Origin of the sequence: Saccharothrix obliqua (genome assembly GCF_019375475.1) — a bacterium.
GTDB classification, from domain to species: Bacteria; Actinomycetota; Actinomycetes; order Mycobacteriales; family Pseudonocardiaceae; genus Actinosynnema; species Actinosynnema obliqua.
Map to the genome: position 1 here is coordinate 177,395 of NZ_JAHXGQ010000010.1, position 19,489 is coordinate 196,883.

The following is a 19,489-nucleotide window of genomic DNA, read 5'->3' on the forward strand; positions in this document are numbered from 1 at the left end:
TCCCCCGGTTGTCATGTTACAGACAACGATCGGGTGAAATTGGGGTACAACATGCGCGTGAAGCGCTTGGGGTACGCCGCGGTCGTCCTGGTGCTCGCCGCGGCGGGCTGCTCGACGGCGGTGCACGGCCGTCCGGTGGCGGGCCCCGTGCCTGCTTCCGCGCCGGAGATCGTGCGGTGGATGAACAACTTCTGCGGTATCGCCAACTACATGTCGGCGTCCGGCGGGGTGCAGTTGGGCGAGCTGCCGACCGACCCGGCGGCGGCGAAGAAGGCCATCGGCGACGCCCTTGAACGGCTCGTGGACGTGCTCGACGTGGCGCTGCACGATCTCGATGAGCTGACCCCCGCTCCGGTGACGGCCGCGGACACGGCGGTGGACGTGATCGTCGAGCCGCTGACCAAGGCGAGGGACAAGTTCGTCTCCGCGAAGTCTGCGGTCGACGGCGCGGCGGAACTGACCGGCGACGTCTTCGCCACCGTCATGCAGAACCTGACGGAAGCCGTGTCCGTGATGAACGAGGCCGTCGAGAAGATGTCCGCGGTCTCCCTGCCGGAAGCCTTCACCACCGCCGCCCGGCAGGCCGACAACTGCCGCAGACCGTAGGGGCCCCGCCGGACCCGCACCGCCGGGTGGCGCGGGTTCGCGGGTTCCGGATCGGGGTTCCGGATCGGGGTTCCGAAGGGGCGGGAGGTGACGCGTGCAACAGATGGGTCTGCGACTGGGCCTGCCGGGGGAACCCGGGTGCGGGTGCCCGGTCCCCCCTCACCCGGGACCGGGCACCCGTGCGGTCGGCCGGGTCCGGGCACCCGTGCGGCCGCCGGGAGCAGGCCCTCGCGCCACCGCTGGTTCCGGCCGCCCGCGCCCCACCCACCTGCGGTTCCGTGCCCTCCCCGGCTGCGGCTCCGCCCGTCGTTTTTGCATCCTCGTTTCCGCATCCTCGCGGAATTGGGGCAAATCTGGGGGCATGGCCCCCATGTGCGGTGATGCCGGCGCGTGTCACGTTGTGCGCCGTGATCCCGTCCGCGGTAGACCGGCTCCCCACCACCTGGTGGCACCGGGGTCTGCGCGGGACCACCTCCGAACTGGTCGCCCGTGACGGGCGACCGGCATGGGCCGCGTTCGTGGAACGCGCCACCGCGACCGCGGCCCATGCTCGTTTCCCCGGCGGCGAGTGGGACGAGGCATTCGCGTTCGCGCTGCGGCCCCTGGTGTGGGCCGCGCGGGACCTGGACGACCGGCTGGACGACGAGTTCGCCCGGCGGCTCGGGCACCGGCTCGCCCGGATCGCGGCCCGCGCGCTGGTGCTGGAGCTGAACCTCAAGCGCCTGGCCCACGAGCTGGTCGGCGACACACCGCAGGCGCGGTTCACGCACTTCGTGGAGCACCTGGACCTGCGCGAGCTGTTCGCCAAGTACCCGGTGCTGGCCCGCCTGCTCGGCCAGACCTGCCTGCACGCCGCGACCGCGCACCGCGAGTTGCTGGACCGGTACGCCGCAGACCGCGCCGACCTGGTGCGGACCCTGTTGGACGGGCGCGACCCCGGCCGTCTCACCGCCGTCGAGACGGACCGGGGCGACGCCCACCAGCGCGGGCGCGCGGTGGCCGTGCTGACCTTCGAGGACGGCCGGCGCGTCGTCTACAAGCCGCGGCCGGTGGCGTTGCACGCGCGGTTCGCCGAGCTGCTGGCGTGGTTCGACGGGCACACCGGGCTGGGGCTGCGGGTGCCGCGCACCGTGCGGCGCGACACCCACGGGTGGCTGGAGTTCGCGGAGCACGCGCCGTGCGCGGACGTCTCCGAGGTGGGCCGGTTCTACCAGCGGCTGGGTGGGTTGATCGCCCTGCTGTACGCGGTGGACGGCACCGACATGCACTACGAGAACCTGATCGCGTGCGGTGACCAGCCCGTGCTGGTCGACGTGGAGACGCTGTTCCACCCGACCGTCGGCATCCCGTCCGACCCGGCGGTGAAGGCGCTGGCGCGCTCCGTGCACCGGACGGCGGTGCTGCCGCGCGTGCTGCTCGGCGAGCACGGCGCGCTGGACGTCGGCGGGGTGGGCGGCGACCACGGCGACGTCTTCCCGGCGGACGGCGTGGCGTGGCTGCACCCCGGCACGGACCGGATGCGGTTGGTGCGCAGGCCCGCTCCCCTGCCGCCGGCGCACAACCGGCCGACCGTCGCCGGTGTGGAGGCCGAGCCCGCCGATTACCGGGGCGCGCTGCTGGCCGGGTTCAGCGCGGGCTACGACGCGCTCTACGACCACCGCGACGAACTGCTCGGCGACGACGGCCTGCTGGCCGGGTTCGCGGACCTGCCGGTGCGGTTCGTGCCGCGCATGACCCAGCTCTACGCGACGCTCCTGGACGAGTCGACGCACCCGGACGCGCTGCGTGGCGCGCGGGACCGCGACCTCGCGCTGGAGCTGCTGTGGGACGAGTCCCCGGAGGACGTGCTGCGGGCGCTCGTGCCGCACGAGCTGACCGACCTGTGGGCGGGCGACGTGCCGCTGTTCACCACCCGGCCGGGCAGCCGGGACGTGTGGTCGGCGTCCGGGCGCCGCCTGCCGGACCTCCTGCCCCTGTCCGGCGCGGAGTCGGTGGCGCGCAAGATCGCGGCCCTGGACGAGGTGGACCGGCACGAGCAGCAGTGGCTGATCAGCGCCGCGCTGGCGAGCCGCCCGCGCCCGGTGGAGCACCGGACCGGCGCGGCGGTGCCCGCGCCGCTGGAGGCGGGCGTGCCGGACCCGCAGCGGCTGCTGGCGGCGGCGTGCGGGATCGCCGACGAGGTCCTGGCCCGCGCCACGGCCGACGACCACCGGACCAACTGGGTGGGCCTGGAACTGGTGGACGACCGGCACTGGGCGGTGGCCGCGATGGGCGCGGGCCTGTCCAACGGCTACACCGGCGTCGCGTTGTTCCTCGCGCAACTGGGCGAGCTGACCGGTGCGAGCCGGTACACCGAGGCCGCGCGGCACGCGATCACGCCGGTGCCGGGCCTGCTGCGGTCGTTCGCGGCGGACCCGGAGTTGGCGGTGGCGGTCGGCAGCGGCGCGTTCCACGGGCTGGGCGGCATCTGCTACGCCTTGGCGCGGCTGGCGAACCTGCTGGGCGACGCGGAGGTCGCGGGCTGGCTGGCCCACGCCGTCGAGGTCGCGGCGCACGTGGAAGTGGTCGGTGAAGATCCGGCGAACATCGTGGAGGGCCGGGCGGGCGGTCTGGCCGCGATGCTCGCGGTGCACGCGGAGAGCGGACTGCCCGCCGCCGAGCGCCTGGCCCGCCGCCACGCGGGTCGGCTGCTCGCGGCCAACCCGGGCGGCGACGGGTTCGCGCGCGGGCGCGCGGGCATCGGCTGGGCCATGCTCCGCTACGCCCGCACCACGCGCGACCAGCGGTTCGGCGTGGCGGGGCGGGCGAACCTGCGTGCGGACCACGCGTTGCGGCAGCGGCTGCTCGACGTCCGCGAGGCCGACCACAGCTGGTGCTCCGGCCTGTCCGGCGCGGTGCTCGCGCACGCCGCGCACCCCGACCAGCCGGTGGACACCCACACCCTGCACCTCGACCGGTGCCTGAACGCCTTGGCGGTGCACGAACCCCTGCGCGACCTGAGCCTGTGCCATGGTGAGCTGGGCGTCCTCGAATCGCTGGCCGTGCTCGCCGAACGCGGGCACGACCTCGCGACGGCGATGCTGAACCGGCGGGCGGGGCTCGTGCTCGGCGCGCTGGACCAGTACGGGGCGCGGTGCGGCACGCCCGGCGGCGTGCCGTCGGCAGGTCTGCTCACCGGTCTGTCCGGGATCGGGTACGGCCTGCTCCGCCTTGGTCTACCCGAGCGGGTGCCGTCGGTGCTCCTGCTCGAAACCCCTGCCATTCCCTACCCTCGCAAGGAGAGCACCCGATGAGCAACGCCAACCACGACGAGGTCGCCACCTGGGACGACGACCAGGACGGCGACCACCCGGCCGGGGAGATGGCGCTGACCCGCAAGTCCCGCACGGGCGCGCGGGCCCGCGCGCTGGCCGGTCTGACGCTGGCCGTCGGCGCGTACGCGGTCGTCGCCGCGGGCATCGCCGACAGCACCTCGGTGAGCGCACCCGTCTCGATCTAGCCGGCGCCCCACCACCGCCGGACTGCCCGCCCACACTGGGGGTGCGGGCAGTCCGGCGTGCTCCCGACTAAGGTCGGCACATGCAGACCCGCGCGCCGGTCGTGGTCGGCCGCGACGACGAACTCCGGGTGTTGGACCGGGCGCTGGCCGACGCCACCGCCCACCGGGGGCGTGCCGTGTTCCTGGTGGGCGAACCCGGTATCGGCAAGACCCGCTTGGCGCGGGTGGCGGCGGGCGCCGCGTTCGACCGCGGGATGCGGGTGCTGCGTGGTCGCGGTTCGACGATCGGGCCCATGGTGCCGTTCCGGCCGCTGGCCGAGGCGTTGATGTCGTTGCTGCGCGGTGGCGACCGCGACCTGCGCGAGCTGGGCCCGTACCGGCCGGTGCTGGGGAGGCTGGTGCCGGAGTGGGGCCACGAGGCGCAGGCGGGTCACTCGGTGGTCGTGCTGGCGGAGGCCGTGCTGCGCCTGCTGGCCGTGGTCGGCCGCGCCCGCGCGTGCCTGCTGGTGCTGGAGGACCTGCACGACTCGGACGCCGAGACGCTCGCCGTCATCGACTACCTGGTGGACAACCTGGACGAGGTGCCGGCGGCCCTGCTGGTGACCACCCGGGCCGACCCCGGGCCGGCGCTGGACGTGATCCGGCTGGCCGCCCAGCGCGACGCGGGCGCCCTGCTGGAACTGCGGCGCCTCACCGAACCCCAGGTGCGCGGCATGGTCGCGGCGTGCCTGGAGGTGCCGGTGGCCGAGGTGCCCGCCGCCGTGGCCGACCGCCTGTGGGCGGACAGCGCGGGCAACCCGTTCGTCGTCGAGGAAATGCTGCACGGCATGGTCAACAGCGGCCTGCTGGTGCGTGGCCCGGCGGGTTGGCAGGTGCTGGGCGAGCTGCGGATCGACGTGCCCACCGCCCTCGTCCGCTCGATCGCGCACCGCACCGACCGCCTCGGGCCGCAGGGCCGGGAACTGCTGTCGGTGGCCGCCGTGCTGGGCCACCGCTTCCCGCTCACCGTGCTGCGCGAGGTGACCGGCCTGGACGACCGGAACCTGCTGTCGCACCTGCACGCCGGCGTGGCCGCCCAGCTCGTGACGCCCGACGAGCCGGTGCCCGACTGGTACGCGTTCCGCCACCCGCTGACCGCGGAGGCGTTGCTGGCGCAGCTCACCCCGACCCACCGCGCCGACGTCGCCCGCCGCACCGCCGACGCGGTGCAGCGGCTGCACCCGGAGCTGCCCGGCGAGTGGTGCCCGCTGGTCGCGTCGCTGCGGCTGGACGCGGGCCAGACCGCCGAGGCGGGCGCGTTGCTGGCCGAGGCCGGCCGGCGGGCGCTGGCCGACGGCGCGGCCGGTTCCGCGGTGCGGCTGCTGGACCACGCCCACCGCCTGTCCACGCACCAGGTGGACGTGAGCGTGCGGGCCGACGTCCTGGCCGCCCTGCTGCCCGCCCTGGGCGAGGCGGGCCAGTTCGAGCGTGCCTTCGCGCTCCAGGACGCCCTGGCGGAGCTGAGCGCGGCGGGCCTGGACCGGGTGCGGCGGGCCGAGCTGCACATCGGGTTGGCGCGGGTGGCCTGGCTGGCGGGGCGTTCGGCGGACGGCATGACGCAGCTCGCCGCCGCGCGGAACCTGCTCGGTCCCGAGGTCGACGACGCCCACCGGGCCCGGATGGACTCGCTGGCCGCGTTCCTGACGCTCAACGCGCAACGCCCGGACCGCATCTCGTCGGCCGAGACCCTGGCGCGGCGGGCGGCGGAGGCGGCGCGGCGGGCGAACCTGCCGGAGGTCGGCTGCGAGGCGTGGCAGCTGCTGGGCATCCTGGCCCGGGAACGGGACCTCGGCGAGGCCACCGACCACTTCACCAAGGCACGGCAGCTCGCCGAGGAGAACCGCCTGCCGATCCAGCGGACGTACGCCGCGGTGCGCCTGGCGGGCCTGGGCTGGTTGGCCGACGGGTCGGCCGCCGAACTGGTGGAGGCCCGCGAGGAGGCGTTGCGGGTGGGCGCGATCACCGTGGCGTACAACGTGGACGCGATCCTCGGCCTGGACGCCGTGCTGCGCGGCCAGTACCAGGCGGCGGAGGAGAAGCTGGACCGCTGCGGCGAGGGGACCCGCCGCCTGCAACTGAAGTCGATGACGCTCTACGTGCTGATGGCGCGGGCGACCGCCGCGGCCCACCAGGGCAAGCGGTCCGAAGTGGACAGCGCCATCGCCGAGTTCCACGAGCTGGGCGGCACGGGTTCCCAGGAGCGGCCCCTCTGCTACGGGTTGGCCAGGGCGTTCTGCGCGCTGCTGGAGGAGGACCGCGACCAGGCGGGGCACGACCTGGCGCGGGCCATGGCGTACGAGGCGGAGACGCCGACCACGTTCCACCTGTCCGGCACCCACGGGTTGCGGCTGCTGCTGGGCGCGTTGACCGGCGAGGTCGACCACGCGGTGTACCGGGAGGTCACGCGCTCGGCGGCGGCGGGTATGCGGTGGAACCGGGTGTTCGGCCAGTTCGCGCGCGCCGTCCTGCTGGGCCGGGAGGGTCGGGAAGCCGAAGCGTCGTCCGCCGTGCGGTCGGCCCGGGAGGCGGCGTCCATCTACCCGTTGGCGCGGCACCTCGGCCTGCGCCTGGTGGCCGAGGCCGCCATGACCGACGGCTGGGGCGAGCCGGTCGCCTGGTTGAGGGGCGCGGAGGAGCACTTCCACCAGGCCGGTGGGGCGGCGGTCGCCAGCGCGTGCCGGAGCCTGCTGCGCCAGCTCGGCGCGTCCGTTCCGCAGCGCCGCACGGGTTCCGACCAGGTGCCGAGGGAACTGCGGGCCCTGGGCGTGACCGTCCGCGAGTTCGAGGTGTTCCGCCTGCTGGCCAACCGCTTGGGCAACAAGGCGATCGCGACGCGACTCCACATCTCGCCCCGCACGGTGGAGAAGCACGTGGCGAGCCTGCTGACGAAGACGTCCCAACCGGACCGCGAGGCGCTCAGCACGTTCGCCGCCGACCTGGGACCCGCCGACCGGCCCTAGCCGGGGGCGGGGCGGTCCGCTAGGACTTCCCCGTGAGGATCCTCTTGGCAGTGGCGCTGATGATGACCCTCGGCAGCGGCGTCGCGCAGGCGGCGACGGGGGCCGAGCCCGACGTGACCCGTGGCCCGTGCGGCTACACGGCGACCCCCGACGACCCCGCGGCCCGGCCGGTCAAGCTACCCCCGGACCCGAGGCGCACCCCGAACCGCGGCCGGGTCGACGTGGTGCTGAAGACCAACCAGGGCAACATCCCCCTGTCGGTCGACCGCGCGCAGGCGCCGTGCACCGTCCAGAGCTTCCTGCACCTCGTGACCAAGAAGTTCTACGACGACACCACCTGCCACCGCCTCACCGCGTACCCGACCCTCAAGGTCCTCCAGTGCGGCGACCCGACCGGCACCGGCGAACGCGGCCCCGGCTACAAGTACAAGGACGAGCTGCCCAAGAACCTCCCGCCGGCCCCGAACGACCCGACCGGCGAGCGCCGCACCTACCCGCGCGGCACCCTCGCGATGGCCAACGCGGGCCCCGACACCAACGGCAGCCAGTTCTTCCTGGTCACCGCGGACAGCACCCTGCGCCCGAACTACACGGTCTTCGGCACCATCAAACCCGAGGGCCTGCGCACCCTGGACAAGATCGCCAAGACCGGCATCACCCCCACCCCGGAAGACCCGGCCCCGGTCGACGGCCGCCCCGCCAAGCCCGTGGACATCAGCCGCGCGAAGAAGGGCTGCTAACGCACACCCCTGCCCGCTGCGTGTCATCCCCGTATGGCCTGCGCGCCAGCGAACCGCGCTTGGTCAGGGAGGGCAAGCACGCTTTTCGCTTGCCCTCCCTGACCAAGGGTGGTTGTCTCTGACCAGGCCATACGGGGATGACACGCAGCCCGCTTGTAATGTCATCCTTGGCGGTCTGCCCGTCCGGCGAGGACGCTTTTGATCCAGCAGCTCACTTCCCCGCGATCAAGCAACAATGCAACGTCGCAAGCCGATCGGTCACCCGTGTAAAGCGCACGAAGCTCAGCGCCGCACCTGCTTGATCCGCCAGGCCCCGCGCCTCGTCCGACCGGCCGACCTTCGCGTAGAGCCCCGCCAGGTCGATCATCCGTCCCGCCTTCCCACGCAGCCGGTCCGCGCCCATGCGCGGGATCAGGTCTTCGAAGCGGCGGATCGCCTCGTCGTCCTCGCCCGCCGACGCCAGGGCAAGGGTGATGATCGAGTCCAAGTGCTCGGCGGTGAGGAAGCCCGCCCACTCGGGTCGATCGCCACCGCGTTCGGCGAGCTTTTCCGCCTGTGTGATGTGGCGGAGCGCGTCGTCGTGCGCACCGGTCTTCGCGAGGTGACCGGCAAGGCCCGCGTGCAGGTTCGCGCGTTCCGAGCCGCAGACCCGTTGGTCCGACAGCGCGGACTCGACCAGGCGGACGGCTTCGCCGGGGAGGGCGTCGCCGATCTGGGCAGCCATGTTCAGCAGCACGTGCGCGCGAAGATCCGGATCGGTGCCCTCGTCCGCGGTGCGGAGCGCGAGCGTGGACAGCCTCCGCGCGGAGTGGGTCCGGCCGGAGTCGAAGTGCGTCCACGCGGTTCGGTCCGCAAGTGCGCCCACCGCTTCGCACAGTTCCATGCGGGTGTCGGCACGCATCGGAGCGTCCAGGAGGCTCACGGCCCACCTGAGTGCGCCGCTGGACACGTCCGCCGCGACCTCACCGCCGTACCGGAGGTCCATCGTCGTGTACACGGTCGTGGCCTGTCGCACGGCCTCGACTTCGGACCGGCCCACCCTCCCCGGCACGCCGGACGCACCGAGCCCGTCGAGCAGCCGGACCAGCGGATCGGGGGTGGCGGTCCCGGCAAGCACCGCAGCGGCTGCCGCCAACAGTTCACGCCTGTTCACGTCCTCACCCAACCCTTGTGCGCCAAGCGCACGCTCATAGGCCGCTACCAGTTCAGGTGTCGCCGTGCGCTGACCAGGAGAACTCGGTTCCGCCACCCGGATGGCTCACGTGGGAAATGAGGGAGCGATGACACTTACGTGGTCAAGCCACTGACTGAGGCGTTGATTTCCGACGACGTCCGCAACCGCCTCATCCGACAACGAGCACGCGGGGATGACCGGGGACGAGGCAGTTCGCATCGTGGACGCGACCGTGGCCTTCCTAAAGGGTGCGCCGACAACCCGGGCGGTCGCTTCCGCTCGAGCCTGCGAGTCGACCTCGGGTGGCACCAGTTCATGCGGAGTTCCGCGAGCGGGTGGCGGGTCGGTTCCTGCACCACAGTTCACCCCACCGCGTGCGACGCGCTCCGACACCGCGACAATGCTCGCCCCTACGGTGGACGCGATGCGTCCGGCTTCACGGTCGATCCGGAGCTGCGGGCCACCACGGAGTCCGCCCAGTGCTCCCAGTGCCACGCGCTGCGGTCATGAAGGCGACGGTGCGGCGGCACAACGCCGAACTCTCGTGAGGGCGTCAGCCCCGGAACAGGAACAGGGATGGCGACCCGTCGTGATTGGCACGACCTGCCCGAAGGGGTGCGGCAGGCCGTGGAGCAGCGCACCGGCCCAGTGGCAGGCGCGACGTCACCGGCCGGCGGCCGGAACTCCGAACTCGCCGTCACGCTGACCACGCCGTCCGGACCGGTGTTCTGCAAGGGGATCACGACGGGTTCGCCACTGGCCGCCATGCACCGCAACGAACTCGCGATCGGCCCGCACCTGCCCGCCGACCTCGCCCCGCGCCTGCTGTGGCACGTCGAGCAGGACGACTGGCTGCTCCTCGGCTTCGAACACGCGGCCGGTCACCACGCCGACCTCTCCCCCGACTCCGACGACCTCCCCGCGGTCGCCGACGCGGTGACCCGGATCCGGCTAACCGCACCACCAACCACGCAACGCCCGATGGCGAGCCAATGGGCGCAAGCCCTCAAAACCGCACTCGCCACACCCTCGAACAGCGACCTGATCACCGACTGGGCCGCGAAAGCCCCCGATCACATGCACGGCGGCCACCTGATCCACTCCGACCTCAACCCGGCGAACTTCCTCATCACCGACACCGCGAAAGTGATCGACTGGGCCTGGTGGCGAACCGGAGCCGCGTGGATCGACCCCGCGCTGCTCGTCATCCGCCTCATCGCCGCCGGGCACCAACCCGACGCGGCCGAGCACTGGGCGACACGGCACTCACCGGATTTCGCCACGACGCCACCCGACGCCCTCACCGCCTTCGCCGCATCAGTAGTCCGAATCTGGGAACGCCGATTCCCGAGCACCCCGACCACCACAGCCGCACGCACGTGGACGCGTCACCGAACAAGCTGCCACCAAAACTGACGCACGGCCCACGGCAGCCCTCACCCCACGGGCGCGACCACCCGCACGTTTGAATTCCACCCGCCGAACCGGTGCACCGTCTGCCGGAACACCGTCTCCTCCGCCGTTTTCAACGTCTGCTCCACCTTCACCGGCAGGTTGCCGGGACCGACCCACACCACCGCCGTGGCCGTGAAGCCCGACTCGTCCGCGGCCAGGAGTTGTGCCCGGTGGGCCAGGTCGGTGGTCTGCTCGGCCTGCGCACGCAGGTCGACCAGCAGGGTGTACCGGCGGGCGGGTGAGCCCTCGACCGGCTCGTCCACCGTCTCCACGATCAGGGAGCCGCGCAGGGTGGACACCACGGTGCGCGGGTCCACCTCGTCCGCCACCGCTTCGACGGCCACGCCGGACTTCAGGCCCGCGCGGTCGGCTCGCGCGAGCCGGGTCCACGGGCCGCCCCCGGAGCGGGTGTAGCCGGCGTCGGGCAGCACCACCACCTCCACGGCGTCCTCGCGCAACGCGACCAGCCTGCCCTCCTGGGAGCGGACCAGGTCGCCTTCGGCGCGGACCTCCCGGCCGGACATCGTGTGCTCCGCCTCGAACCGCACCGAGAACTGCGCGTCTACGCCCGACACGAGCGCCGTGACGAGCGCCGCGGTGTCACGCGCGGCCGGTTCGAGCGTCGGCTCGGGCAGCGGTGTCCGCTCCGCGCACCCGGCGACCAGTGCGACGGACAGCAGCAACGGAACCACGGACCTGCGCATGATTTCCCCCACGAACCGATGAACAGCGCCCATCTTCGCGCACCCGCCGCCGATAACGGGTGCGGACCCCCAAACCGACTCGGCTACCGTGCCGGGTATGCCACGCGTGCTTTCGGTGAACATCGGCCACCGCATCGAGTTCGTGCCCGCCGTGCTGGGCCGCACCGGCCACGACAAGCGCCCGGTGCCCGGTCCGGTGCGCGTCACGGCACCGGCGGAGGTCGGCAGCGGTTTCGCGGGCGACCACATCGAGGACGGCCGCAGCCACGGCGGCCCGGACCAGGCCGTCTACGCGTACGCGCGGGAGGACCTGGACGCGTGGGCCGCCGAGCTGGGCCGCGAGCTGCCGCCCGGGTTGTTCGGGGAGAACCTGACCACCGAGGGCGTGGACCTGACCAACGCGCGGATCGGTGAGCGGTGGCGGGTGGGCACGGCGTTGCTCCAGGTGACCGCGCCGCGCATCCCGTGCCGGACGTTCGCGGGTGTCATGGGGGAACGCGGCTGGGTGCGGACGTTCACGCAGCGGGCGGTGAGCGGGGCGTACTTCCGGGTGGTCGAGTCGGGCGAGGTCGCCGCCGGCGACGAGGCGGTTCTCGTGACGCGCCCCGGGCACGACGTGACGGTTCAGGTGATGTTCCGGGCGCTCACCCTCGAGCCGGCCCTCCTGCCCCGGCTCCAGGCCGTCGAGGAGTACCTCCCCGCGCACATCCGAGCCAGGTTGCGGTCGCGGCTCGGAGCTTGAGCGGACGGAGCCCGTGCCGGGCCGGTGGCACACCGGCCCGGCACGCGGGGATCACCCCAGGGCGGTCAGCTTCTCGAACTGCTCGTCGGTGAGCTGGATGTCGCGCGCGGCGACGTTCTCCTCCAGGTGGGCGACCGACGAGGTGCCCGGGATGGGCAGCGCCACCGGCGACCGGCGCAGCAGCCACGCGAGGGCGAGCTGCGCGGGCGTCGCGCCGTGCTCCTTGGCCGCCGCGTCGAGGACGCCACCCGGCCGGGCCAGGTCGCCGGTCGCGACGGGGAACCACGGGATGAACGCGATGTTGTGCTCGGTGGTGTGGTCGAGCACGGCCTCGTGGTGGCGGGTCGCGAGGTTGTACAGGTTCTGCACGCTCGCGATGGGCGCGATCGCCTGCGCCGCCTTCAGCTGCTCGACGTCCACCTCCGACAGCCCGATGTGCCGGATCTTGCCCTCTTCCTGGAACTTCTTCAGCTCGCCGATCTGGTCCTCCAGCGGCACCTCGGGGTCGATCCGGTGCAACTGGTACAGGTCGATCCGCTCGACGCCCAACCGGCGGAGGCTGTTCTCCAGGGCGTGCCGCAGGTAGGCGGGCTTGCCGAGGGTGTGCCACTCGTTGGGGCCGGTCCGGATCAGGCCCGCCTTGGTGGCGATGACCAGGTCGTCGGCGTACGGGTGCAGCGCCTCCTTGATCAGTTCCTCGTTGATGTGCGGGCCGTACGAGTCGGCGGTGTCGATGAAGTTGACGCCCAGTTCGACGGCGCGGCGCAGCACGGCGATCGCGTTGTCCCGGTCGGCCGGGTAGCCCCAGATGCCCTCACCGGTCAACCTCATGGCTCCGTAGCCGAGGCGGTTGACGGTCAGATCTCCACCCAGTGAAAAGGTTCCGGACACCTCAGGTGCTCCTTGCGTTCGGCGGCGAAAAAAGGGGTGGAACCCCTCCTCCGATAGGTCCGTTCACCACCGCCAACGGCACGGAGTCAGCTCGTTGTTCCCGCCTGGGGAACAAACGGGCAACATCCGACTTCGGCATCCCGCAACGCGCGATCGCACCGCACGAGGGGCCTCCCCGCCGCGGACTCGTCACCTCTCCGTCGTCACCGCGTCTTGGCCACCAGCGTCAGCACGTCGTACTTCGCGACCGACTCGCCCTTCTGGTTGACCAGGTCCGCGTCCCACCGCACCTCCCCGTAGTCCTGGTCCTCACGCGGCGTGATCTGCTTCGCGGTCAGCGTCACGGTGAGTTCGTCGCCGGGGAAGGTGGGCGTCAGGAACCGCAGGTTCTCCAGGCCGTAGTTGGCGAGCACCGGCCCCGGCTCGGGCGAGACGAACAACCCGGCGGCGAACGAGACCACCAGGTACCCGTGCGCGACCCGCCCGCCGAAGAACGGGTTGGCCGTCGCCGCTTCCTCGTCCATGTGGGCGTAGAACGTGTCGCCCGTGAACGAGGCGAAGTGCTCGATGTCCTCCAACGTCACCACGCGCGGTCCGGCCACCACCGAGTCGCCGATGCGCAGTTCGGCCAGGGACTTGCGGAACGGGTGCTCGTCGCCCTCGGCGCGGTCCGCGCCGGGCACCCACTGCCCGGTGACGGCGGTCAGCACCCGCGGCGAGCCCTGCACGGCGGTGCGCTGGAGGTGGTGCAGCACGCCCCGGATGCCACCCATCTCCTCGCCACCGCCCGCACGGCCCGGTCCGCCGTGCACCAGGGCCGGCAGCGGCGAGCCGTGGCCGGTGGACTCCTTCGCGTCGTCGCGGTCGAGCACCAGCAGCCGGCCGTGCCAGGGCGCGACGCCGACCACCACGTCCCGCACGAAGTCGGCGTCGTAGCTGACCACCGACCCGACCAGGCTGCCCGCGCCACGCGCCGCGAGTTCCACGGCGTGCTCCGCCCCGCGGTAGGGCAGCAGCGTCGCCACCGGTCCGAACGCCTCCACCTCGTGCGGCTGGGCGCGGTCCGGGTCGGCCTTGAGCAGGACCGGCGACAGGAACGCGCCGCGCTCGGGGTCGGCGTCCACGACGTCGACGGTGTCCGGCGACCCGTAGACGACATCGCCCGCTTCCAGCAACGCCTTGAGCGAGCGCCGCACCTCTTCGCGCTGCTCCAGCCCGGCGAGCGCGCCCATCCGCACCGCCTCGTTGGCGGGGTTGCCGATGACGACCTTCGCCAGCCGCTCCCGTGCCGCGTCGGCGACGTCGTCCAGCAGCTCGGCGGGCACCAGGGCGCGGCGGATGGCGGTGCACTTCTGACCGGCCTTGGCGGTCATCTCGGTGACGAGCTGCTTGACGAACAGGTCGAACTCGGGCGTGCCGGGCACCGCGTCCGGGCCGAGGACGGAGCAGTTCAGCGAGTCCGCCTCGGCGTTGAACCGCACCGACGACCGGATCACGGCCGGATGGGTGCGCAGGTGCTGGGCGGTGGACGCGGAGCCGGTGAAGCCGACGAGGTCCTGCTCGGTCAGGTGGTCCAGCAGGTCGCCGGCGCTGCCGCAGACGAGCTGCACCGAACCCTCCGGGAGCAGGCCGGACGCGAGCATCAGCTCGACCAGCTTCTCCGTGAGGTACGCGGTCTGGGAGGCCGGTTTGATCAACGTCGGCACACCGGCGACGAACGCGGGCGCGAACTTCTCCAGCGGTCCCCACACGGGGAAGTTGAACGCGTTGATCTGCACCGCGACGCCGCGCAGCGGGGTGCCGACGTGCCTGCCGTAGAACGTGCCGCCGCGGCCGAGCGGTTCCAGCGCGCCGTCCACGTACACCTTGGCGTTGGGCAGTTCGCGCTTCGCCTTGGACGAGTAGCCGAACAGCACGCCGATGCCGCCGTCGACGTCGACCAGCGAGTCGGTCCTCGTCGCGCCGGACCGGGCCGACAACGCGTACAGCTCGTCGCGGTGCTCGCGCAGGTGGGAGGCGAGGGCCTTGAGCAACGCGCCGCGCTGGTGGAAGGTCAGCTCGCGGAGCGCCGGCCCGCCGACGCGGCGGCCGTGGTCGAGGGCCGCCGCCATGTCGACACCCGCCGACGAGATGCGCGTGATCTCCTCGCCGGTCACCGCGTCGTGCAGCGGCGCTCCCTCGGCGGACGAGGTGTGCCAGTGACCGGACACGTAGCTGCGGAGCATGGCCATCGGAGTTCGTCCTCCCTCTCGGCACCCGGTCGGTGTCCCGGTGTACCGGACAGTAGCGCTCCCGCTCCGGCTCGTCGCCGGCTGCGAACCCCCGGAATCCGGAACGGGCCCGAACCGTTGCACCGGGTGTGAAGCTCTCCGTCCTGGACCGGTCACGCACGCGCGTGGGCCGCACGCCCGCCGATGCGCTGCGTGACACCGTGGAGTTCGCCCAGCAGGCGGAAGCCCTCGGTTACCACCGGTTCTGGGTGTCGGAGCACCACGGCGTGCCCGGTGTGGCGGGTTCCGCGCCGACCGTGCTGGCCGCCGCCGTGGCGGCACGCACGTCCCGCATCCGGGTGGGCACGGGCGGCGTGATGCTGCCCAACCACCAGCCCCTCGTGGTGGCGGAGCAGTTCGGCGTGCTGGAGTCGTTGTTCCCCGGTCGGATCGACATGGGCCTGGGCCGTTCGGTCGGCTTCACCGAGCCGGTGCGCCGGGCCCTGGGCCACGACCAGCGCGACGCGGCGGAGTTCGGGGTGCGGCTGGACGAGCTGCTGTCGTACTTCACCGGCGAGGCGGCGGTGTCCGGTTACCCGGCGACCGGGTTGCGCGTGCCCGCGTTCGTGCTGGCGACCGGTGCGGGCGCGGAGGTGGCGGCGGCGCACGGCCTGCCGCTGGTGATCGCCGCGGTGCGCGGCGAGGACGCGATGGTGCGCGCCATCGACGGCTACCGCGCGAAGTTCCGGCCGTCGCCGTGGGCGGAGGAGCCGTACGTGGTGGTGTCCGCGACCGTCGCGGTGGCCGACACGACCGAGGACGCCTGGCGGCTGCTCGCACCGGAGGCGTGGGCGATGGCGCACTCCCGCACGCGCGGCGTGTTCCCGGCGTTGCGCCCGCCGGAGGAGGTGCTCGCGCTGGACATGTCCGAGCGCGAGCGCAGGTACTTCGAGGAGTCGTTGCGGGGCCACGTCTTCGGGACCCCGTCCGAGGCGGGCAAGGCGCTCGACGGCCTGGTGGCCCGCACCGGTGCGGACGAGGTCCTGCTGACCACCAGCACCTACGACCGGGAGGCGCTGCTCGCGTCCTACCGCCACCTCGCGTCGTACCACCGCCTCACCGGCTGATCCGCTCCCGTGGTCAGCGGTCCCGCTGCCGCTCCGCGAGGAACCGCTCGAACTCGGCGCCCAGCTCGTCGGCGCTGGGCAGCGGCTCGTCCTCGCCGATCAGCAGGTTGTCCGACGCCTCGGTGAACGCGTCGTACTGCCGCTCCAACGCCTCCACGACCTGCGCGACCTCCGCCGACTCCCCGACCTGCCGGGCGATCTCGGCGTCCGTGCGGCGCGCCGACTCCAGCAGCGCGGCGTTCGGGATCACCAGCCCGGTCACCCGGCCCAACGCCTCCAGCAGACCCACCGCCGCGGCCGGGTACGTGCCCTGCGCCAGGTAGTGCGGCACGTACGCGGCGACACCCATCGCGTCGTGACCGGCCTGGCCGAGCCGCAGCTCCAGCAGCGCCGACAGGTTGCCGGGCACCTGGATGCGGCTGAACGGCGACTTGTCGGTCACCAGCTCGGGTCGGGTCGCGTGCGAGATCACCCCCAGCTTGCGGGTGTGCGGCACGCCCATCGGGATGCCGTGGAAGCCGACCGCGAGCCGCACGCCCCACCGCTCGACCAGCGAGCGCACCCCCGCGACCACCGCTTCCCAGCGGCGGTCCGGCTCGGGGCCGCTCATCAGCAGGAACGGCGTGCCCGTCGAGTCGTGCAGCAGCCGCACCACCAGTTCGGGGGCGTCGAAGTCCTCCCACCGGTCGGTGTCGTAGGTCATCGTGGGCCGGCGAGCGCGGTAGTCGATCAGGTCGTCGACGTCGAACCGGGCCACCACCCGGTGCTCGTGCACCGCGAGCAGGTGGTCGACCAGCGTGGCACCCGCCGCGCCGGCGTCCATGAAGCCGTCGAAGTGGTGCAACAGCACCGCTCCGGTCAGGTCCGGGACGTCGGAGTCGACCTCGAACAGATCCTCCGGGTCCTGCGCCACCTCGTGCCTCCCTCAGGTAGTCCTCTACGGCTGCAACACCGCGTGGCCGGCGATCCATTCCCCGATCCCGCCCGGGAACACACCGACTCGGAAGAGGCCAGGTCGAGCGGGGCCCAGCCGACGGAGCGGTGCCGACCACCCGCGGCGCCTCCCGATCCACTCGCCGCCCAACGGCTCCGCCCACCGGGCAACGGGGCCGCCCACCGATCCACCCGCCTGCCAGGAGCTGTCCGCAAAGCCGGAGCACAGCCCGGGCCGCCCCCGCCGACGCGGGGAAGACGGCCCGGTCGGGCAGGACCCTAATTATCAGGCAGGCTCCCTGAAAGTTTCACCAGGCGGCAGCCCCAGGAGCACCCCACGAGTGCCGCGAACAGGACCGCCAGGCAGGACCCTAACTATCAGGCAAGCTCCCTGAAAGTTTCGCCGGGCAGCAGCTTCCAGACCACCCCTGCCCACGCGGGAGGGCGGCGGTCGGGCAGGGCCCTAATTATCAGGCAGGCTTCCTGAAAGTTTCGCGGCGACGACAGCCACCAGCGCCCACCTTCACGCGCCGGGTGACGCCAGACCGTCGAAGTACGCCTTCATCGCCGGGTAGTACGAGTCGAACACGGGCAGCGGTCGGTTCTCCCGGGACGCCACCAGCATGTCGAGGTAGAACTCCCAACCGGGGCCGATCTCGCCGAGCCCGGCCGGCGAGCCCAGGTGGTGCACCAGCTTCAACTCCGTCACACCGTCCACTTCGGACAACAGCAGCTCCAGGCGCCACACGCCGTGCTCGTCGACGGTCGTCACGGCCAGCCGCAACGGCGGTTCGCACGCCTCGATGCGGGCCTGCATCCACGGCTGCTGCTCCTCGTACGCCATCTGCACGTCGATCGTGCGACCCGGCGCGGCGTCGCCCTTCCAGGGACCGAACCAGCGCGCCGTGCGCTCCGGCTCGGTCACGCTCGCCCACACGTCCTCGACGTGCGCGCGGAACGTCCGCGTCAGCACGAGGTCGCAGCCCGCACCCGCGGGGAGCAGTCGGCCGGTCGGTCGGCGGTTCACGCGGTGTCCTCCACTGGTAGCTCGATCGTCGAGGCGGAACTCGGCCGGCCCGGCGAACGGGGTCGGGGCCAGCGCGTACACCCGCCTGCCGACGACCTCGGCCCGCACCGGGCCGCTCTCCCGGAGCACGCGCGGATGCCTGCTCACGGCGGGGCGGCTGACCGCGAGCCGGGCGGCGATCCCACCGGCCGACAGCCGCGTCCCGCGCGGCAGCTCCAGGACCCGCCGCCGCGATCACGCCGACCACCACGAAAGCGTAAACGAGCGGTTACGCGTTTTCCAACGACTTCAGGAAGGCGCTCAACGCGCGGTGGTAGGGCAGCACGGTGGCGAGGTCGGCGTACTCGTCGGGCCCGTGCTGCCCGTCGCCGCCGACACCGAAGATCACCGCGTCCACCCCGCGCTGGTGGAAGAACCGGGAGTCCGCCGCGCCGTGCTTGCGCAGGAAGTCGCCCGAGTAGCCCTGGTCCCGCGCCGCCGCCCGCAGCGCCGCCACCTCCGCGCTGCCCCGGTCCGCGTGGTGCGGCGGCTCCACGTGGTCCACCGCCACCGGCAGCCCGCACAACGCCGACAGGTGCGCGGCGACCTCGTCCGCGCCCCGCCCGGCGAAATCGCCGTCCTCCGCCGGGTACCGGATGTCCAGCCACGCCGACGCCTCCGCCGGCACCTGGTTCAACGCCGTGTTCGACGTCTCCACGCGCGCGACGTTCACCGTCGTCCGCCACACCTCCCCGGCGGGCACCGGGTAGGCGGCGAGCACCGCGTCCACCGCACGCAGGAGCCGCACCAGGGCGTTCTCGCCGAGCCACGGGTACGCGCTGTGCGCCGCCCGGCCGGTGGCGTCGATGCGCGCGCCCACCAGGCCCTTCGACTCGGTCACCAGCCGCAACGCGCTGTGCTCGCCGATCACCGCGAACCGCGCCGACACGCCCAGCGCCAACTGGTGCCGCGTGCCGTCGCGACCGCCGACCTCCTCGTCCGTGACGAGTTGCAGCCCGACCGGGAACGACGTCGGCACGTCCCGGAACACCAGCGCCAGCACCAGCGCCGAGAGCTTCATGTCCTGCGCGCCCCGCGCGTACAGGCGGTCACCCTCGCGACGGGGCGTGAACTGCTCGGGCGCGCCCGGCACAACGTCCAGGTGGGCGTTGAACAGCACCCGGAACGGTTCGCGCCGCGTGCCCCGGTGCACCAGGGCGCTGGGCTTGCCGTTCGACTCGAACCGCTCCACGGTGCCGCCGGGTCCCACCACGTCGAGCACGAAGTCCAGGGCCCGCGCCAGCTCCGCGGGCCGGTCGGCGGTGGACGGGATGCGCAGCAGGCCGTCCGCCAGGTCCAGGAACTCGTCCAGATCCACCAGGCCATGGTGCCGCAGGGAGACC

General features: G+C 72.9%; 15 protein-coding genes. 8 read left to right on the plus strand and 7 right to left on the minus strand.

Features of this window, described 5'->3' with window-relative positions:
- Positions 1-57 precede the first annotated feature (57 nt).
- From KZQ38_RS28040 to KZQ38_RS28060, 5 genes are all read left to right on the plus strand, one after another.
- Positions 58-606 (plus strand): hypothetical protein, encoded by a 549-nt coding sequence (locus tag KZQ38_RS28040; RefSeq protein WP_219446035.1) that lies wholly within the window; start codon positions 58-60, stop codon positions 604-606.
- 407 nt (positions 607-1,013) lie between these two features.
- Positions 1,014-3,899 carry a type 2 lanthipeptide synthetase LanM family protein gene (locus KZQ38_RS28045; RefSeq protein WP_219446037.1) on the plus strand — a complete coding sequence of 962 codons (2,886 nt, stop codon included), beginning with the start codon at positions 1,014-1,016 and terminating at the stop codon, positions 3,897-3,899.
- On the plus strand, positions 3,896-4,105 hold the full coding sequence (locus KZQ38_RS28050; protein ID WP_219446038.1) for a hypothetical protein: 210 nt from the start codon (positions 3,896-3,898) through the stop codon (positions 4,103-4,105). The genes KZQ38_RS28045 and KZQ38_RS28050 overlap by 4 nt, the downstream gene beginning before the upstream one ends.
- 80 nt (positions 4,106-4,185) lie before the next feature.
- Positions 4,186-7,104, plus strand: a complete 2,919-nt coding sequence (locus KZQ38_RS28055; RefSeq protein WP_219446040.1) for a helix-turn-helix transcriptional regulator — start codon at positions 4,186-4,188, stop codon at positions 7,102-7,104.
- A gap of 59 nt (positions 7,105-7,163) precedes the next feature.
- Positions 7,164-7,844 (plus strand): peptidylprolyl isomerase, encoded by a 681-nt coding sequence (locus KZQ38_RS28060; RefSeq protein ID WP_219446256.1) that lies wholly within the window; start codon positions 7,164-7,166, stop codon positions 7,842-7,844.
- Between the two features lie 211 nt (positions 7,845-8,055).
- Here the strand turns inward: KZQ38_RS28060 and KZQ38_RS28065 are convergent, their stop codons facing one another.
- Positions 8,056-9,093: an NsdA family TPR-like regulatory protein gene (locus KZQ38_RS28065; RefSeq protein WP_504739568.1), complete on the minus strand. Its 1,038-nt coding sequence runs from the start codon at positions 9,091-9,093 to the stop codon at positions 8,056-8,058.
- A 501-nt stretch (positions 9,094-9,594) separates the two neighbouring features.
- Here KZQ38_RS28065 and KZQ38_RS28070 point away from each other — a divergent pair.
- On the plus strand, positions 9,595-10,434 hold the full coding sequence (locus tag KZQ38_RS28070) for a phosphotransferase (RefSeq protein ID WP_219446044.1): 840 nt from the start codon (positions 9,595-9,597) through the stop codon (positions 10,432-10,434).
- A gap of 20 nt (positions 10,435-10,454) precedes the next feature.
- Here KZQ38_RS28070 and KZQ38_RS28075 read toward each other — a convergent pair whose 3' ends face one another.
- Positions 10,455-11,177, minus strand: coding sequence for a hypothetical protein (locus tag KZQ38_RS28075; protein ID WP_219446046.1), 723 nt, complete (start codon positions 11,175-11,177; stop codon positions 10,455-10,457).
- Positions 11,178-11,274: 97 nt separating this feature from the next.
- Between KZQ38_RS28075 and KZQ38_RS28080 the strand changes: the two genes are divergently transcribed.
- Positions 11,275-11,919, plus strand: a complete 645-nt coding sequence (locus tag KZQ38_RS28080; protein ID WP_219446048.1) for an MOSC domain-containing protein — start codon at positions 11,275-11,277, stop codon at positions 11,917-11,919.
- A gap of 51 nt (positions 11,920-11,970) precedes the next feature.
- Here the strand turns inward: KZQ38_RS28080 and KZQ38_RS28085 are convergent, their stop codons facing one another.
- A complete protein-coding gene (locus KZQ38_RS28085) occupies positions 11,971-12,810 on the minus strand; it encodes an aldo/keto reductase (protein ID WP_219446050.1) in 840 nt (279 codons plus the stop codon).
- 203 nt (positions 12,811-13,013) lie between these two features.
- Positions 13,014-15,041, minus strand: coding sequence for a phenylacetic acid degradation bifunctional protein PaaZ (paaZ, locus tag KZQ38_RS28090; RefSeq protein ID WP_219446051.1), 2,028 nt, complete (start codon positions 15,039-15,041; stop codon positions 13,014-13,016).
- Between the two features lie 128 nt (positions 15,042-15,169).
- Here paaZ and KZQ38_RS28095 point away from each other — a divergent pair, with 128 nt between their 5' ends.
- A complete protein-coding gene (locus KZQ38_RS28095) occupies positions 15,170-16,147 on the plus strand; it encodes an LLM class flavin-dependent oxidoreductase (RefSeq protein ID WP_219446053.1) in 978 nt (325 codons plus the stop codon).
- 13 nt (positions 16,148-16,160) lie between these two features.
- Here KZQ38_RS28095 and KZQ38_RS28100 read toward each other — a convergent pair whose 3' ends face one another.
- From KZQ38_RS28100 to KZQ38_RS28110, 3 genes are all read right to left on the minus strand, one after another.
- Positions 16,161-17,060 (minus strand): proteasome assembly chaperone family protein, encoded by a 900-nt coding sequence (locus KZQ38_RS28100; protein WP_219446054.1) that lies wholly within the window; start codon positions 17,058-17,060, stop codon positions 16,161-16,163.
- 543 nt (positions 17,061-17,603) lie between these two features.
- Complete coding sequence (locus KZQ38_RS28105) at positions 17,604-18,254, minus strand: SRPBCC family protein (protein ID WP_308258630.1); 651 nt, start codon at positions 18,252-18,254, stop codon at positions 17,604-17,606.
- A gap of 121 nt (positions 18,255-18,375) precedes the next feature.
- On the minus strand, positions 18,376-19,464 hold the full coding sequence (locus KZQ38_RS28110) for a M20 family metallopeptidase (protein WP_219446056.1): 1,089 nt from the start codon (positions 19,462-19,464) through the stop codon (positions 18,376-18,378).
- Positions 19,465-19,489 lie beyond the last annotated feature (25 nt).

Coding starts and splice junctions, on each gene's coding strand:
- KZQ38_RS28050 (WP_219446038.1), top strand. CDS start 3,896: ATGAGCAACGCCAACCACGACGAGGTCGCCACCTGGGACGACGACCAG.
- KZQ38_RS28055 (WP_219446040.1), top strand. CDS start 4,186: ATGCAGACCCGCGCGCCGGTCGTGGTCGGCCGCGACGACGAACTCCGG.
- KZQ38_RS28060 (WP_219446256.1), top strand. CDS start 7,164: ATGATGACCCTCGGCAGCGGCGTCGCGCAGGCGGCGACGGGGGCCGAG.
- KZQ38_RS28070 (WP_219446044.1), top strand. CDS start 9,595: ATGGCGACCCGTCGTGATTGGCACGACCTGCCCGAAGGGGTGCGGCAG.
- KZQ38_RS28075 (WP_219446046.1), bottom strand. CDS start 11,177: ATGCGCAGGTCCGTGGTTCCGTTGCTGCTGTCCGTCGCACTGGTCGCC.
- KZQ38_RS28080 (WP_219446048.1), top strand. CDS start 11,275: ATGCCACGCGTGCTTTCGGTGAACATCGGCCACCGCATCGAGTTCGTG.
- paaZ (WP_219446051.1), bottom strand. CDS start 15,041: ATGGCCATGCTCCGCAGCTACGTGTCCGGTCACTGGCACACCTCGTCC.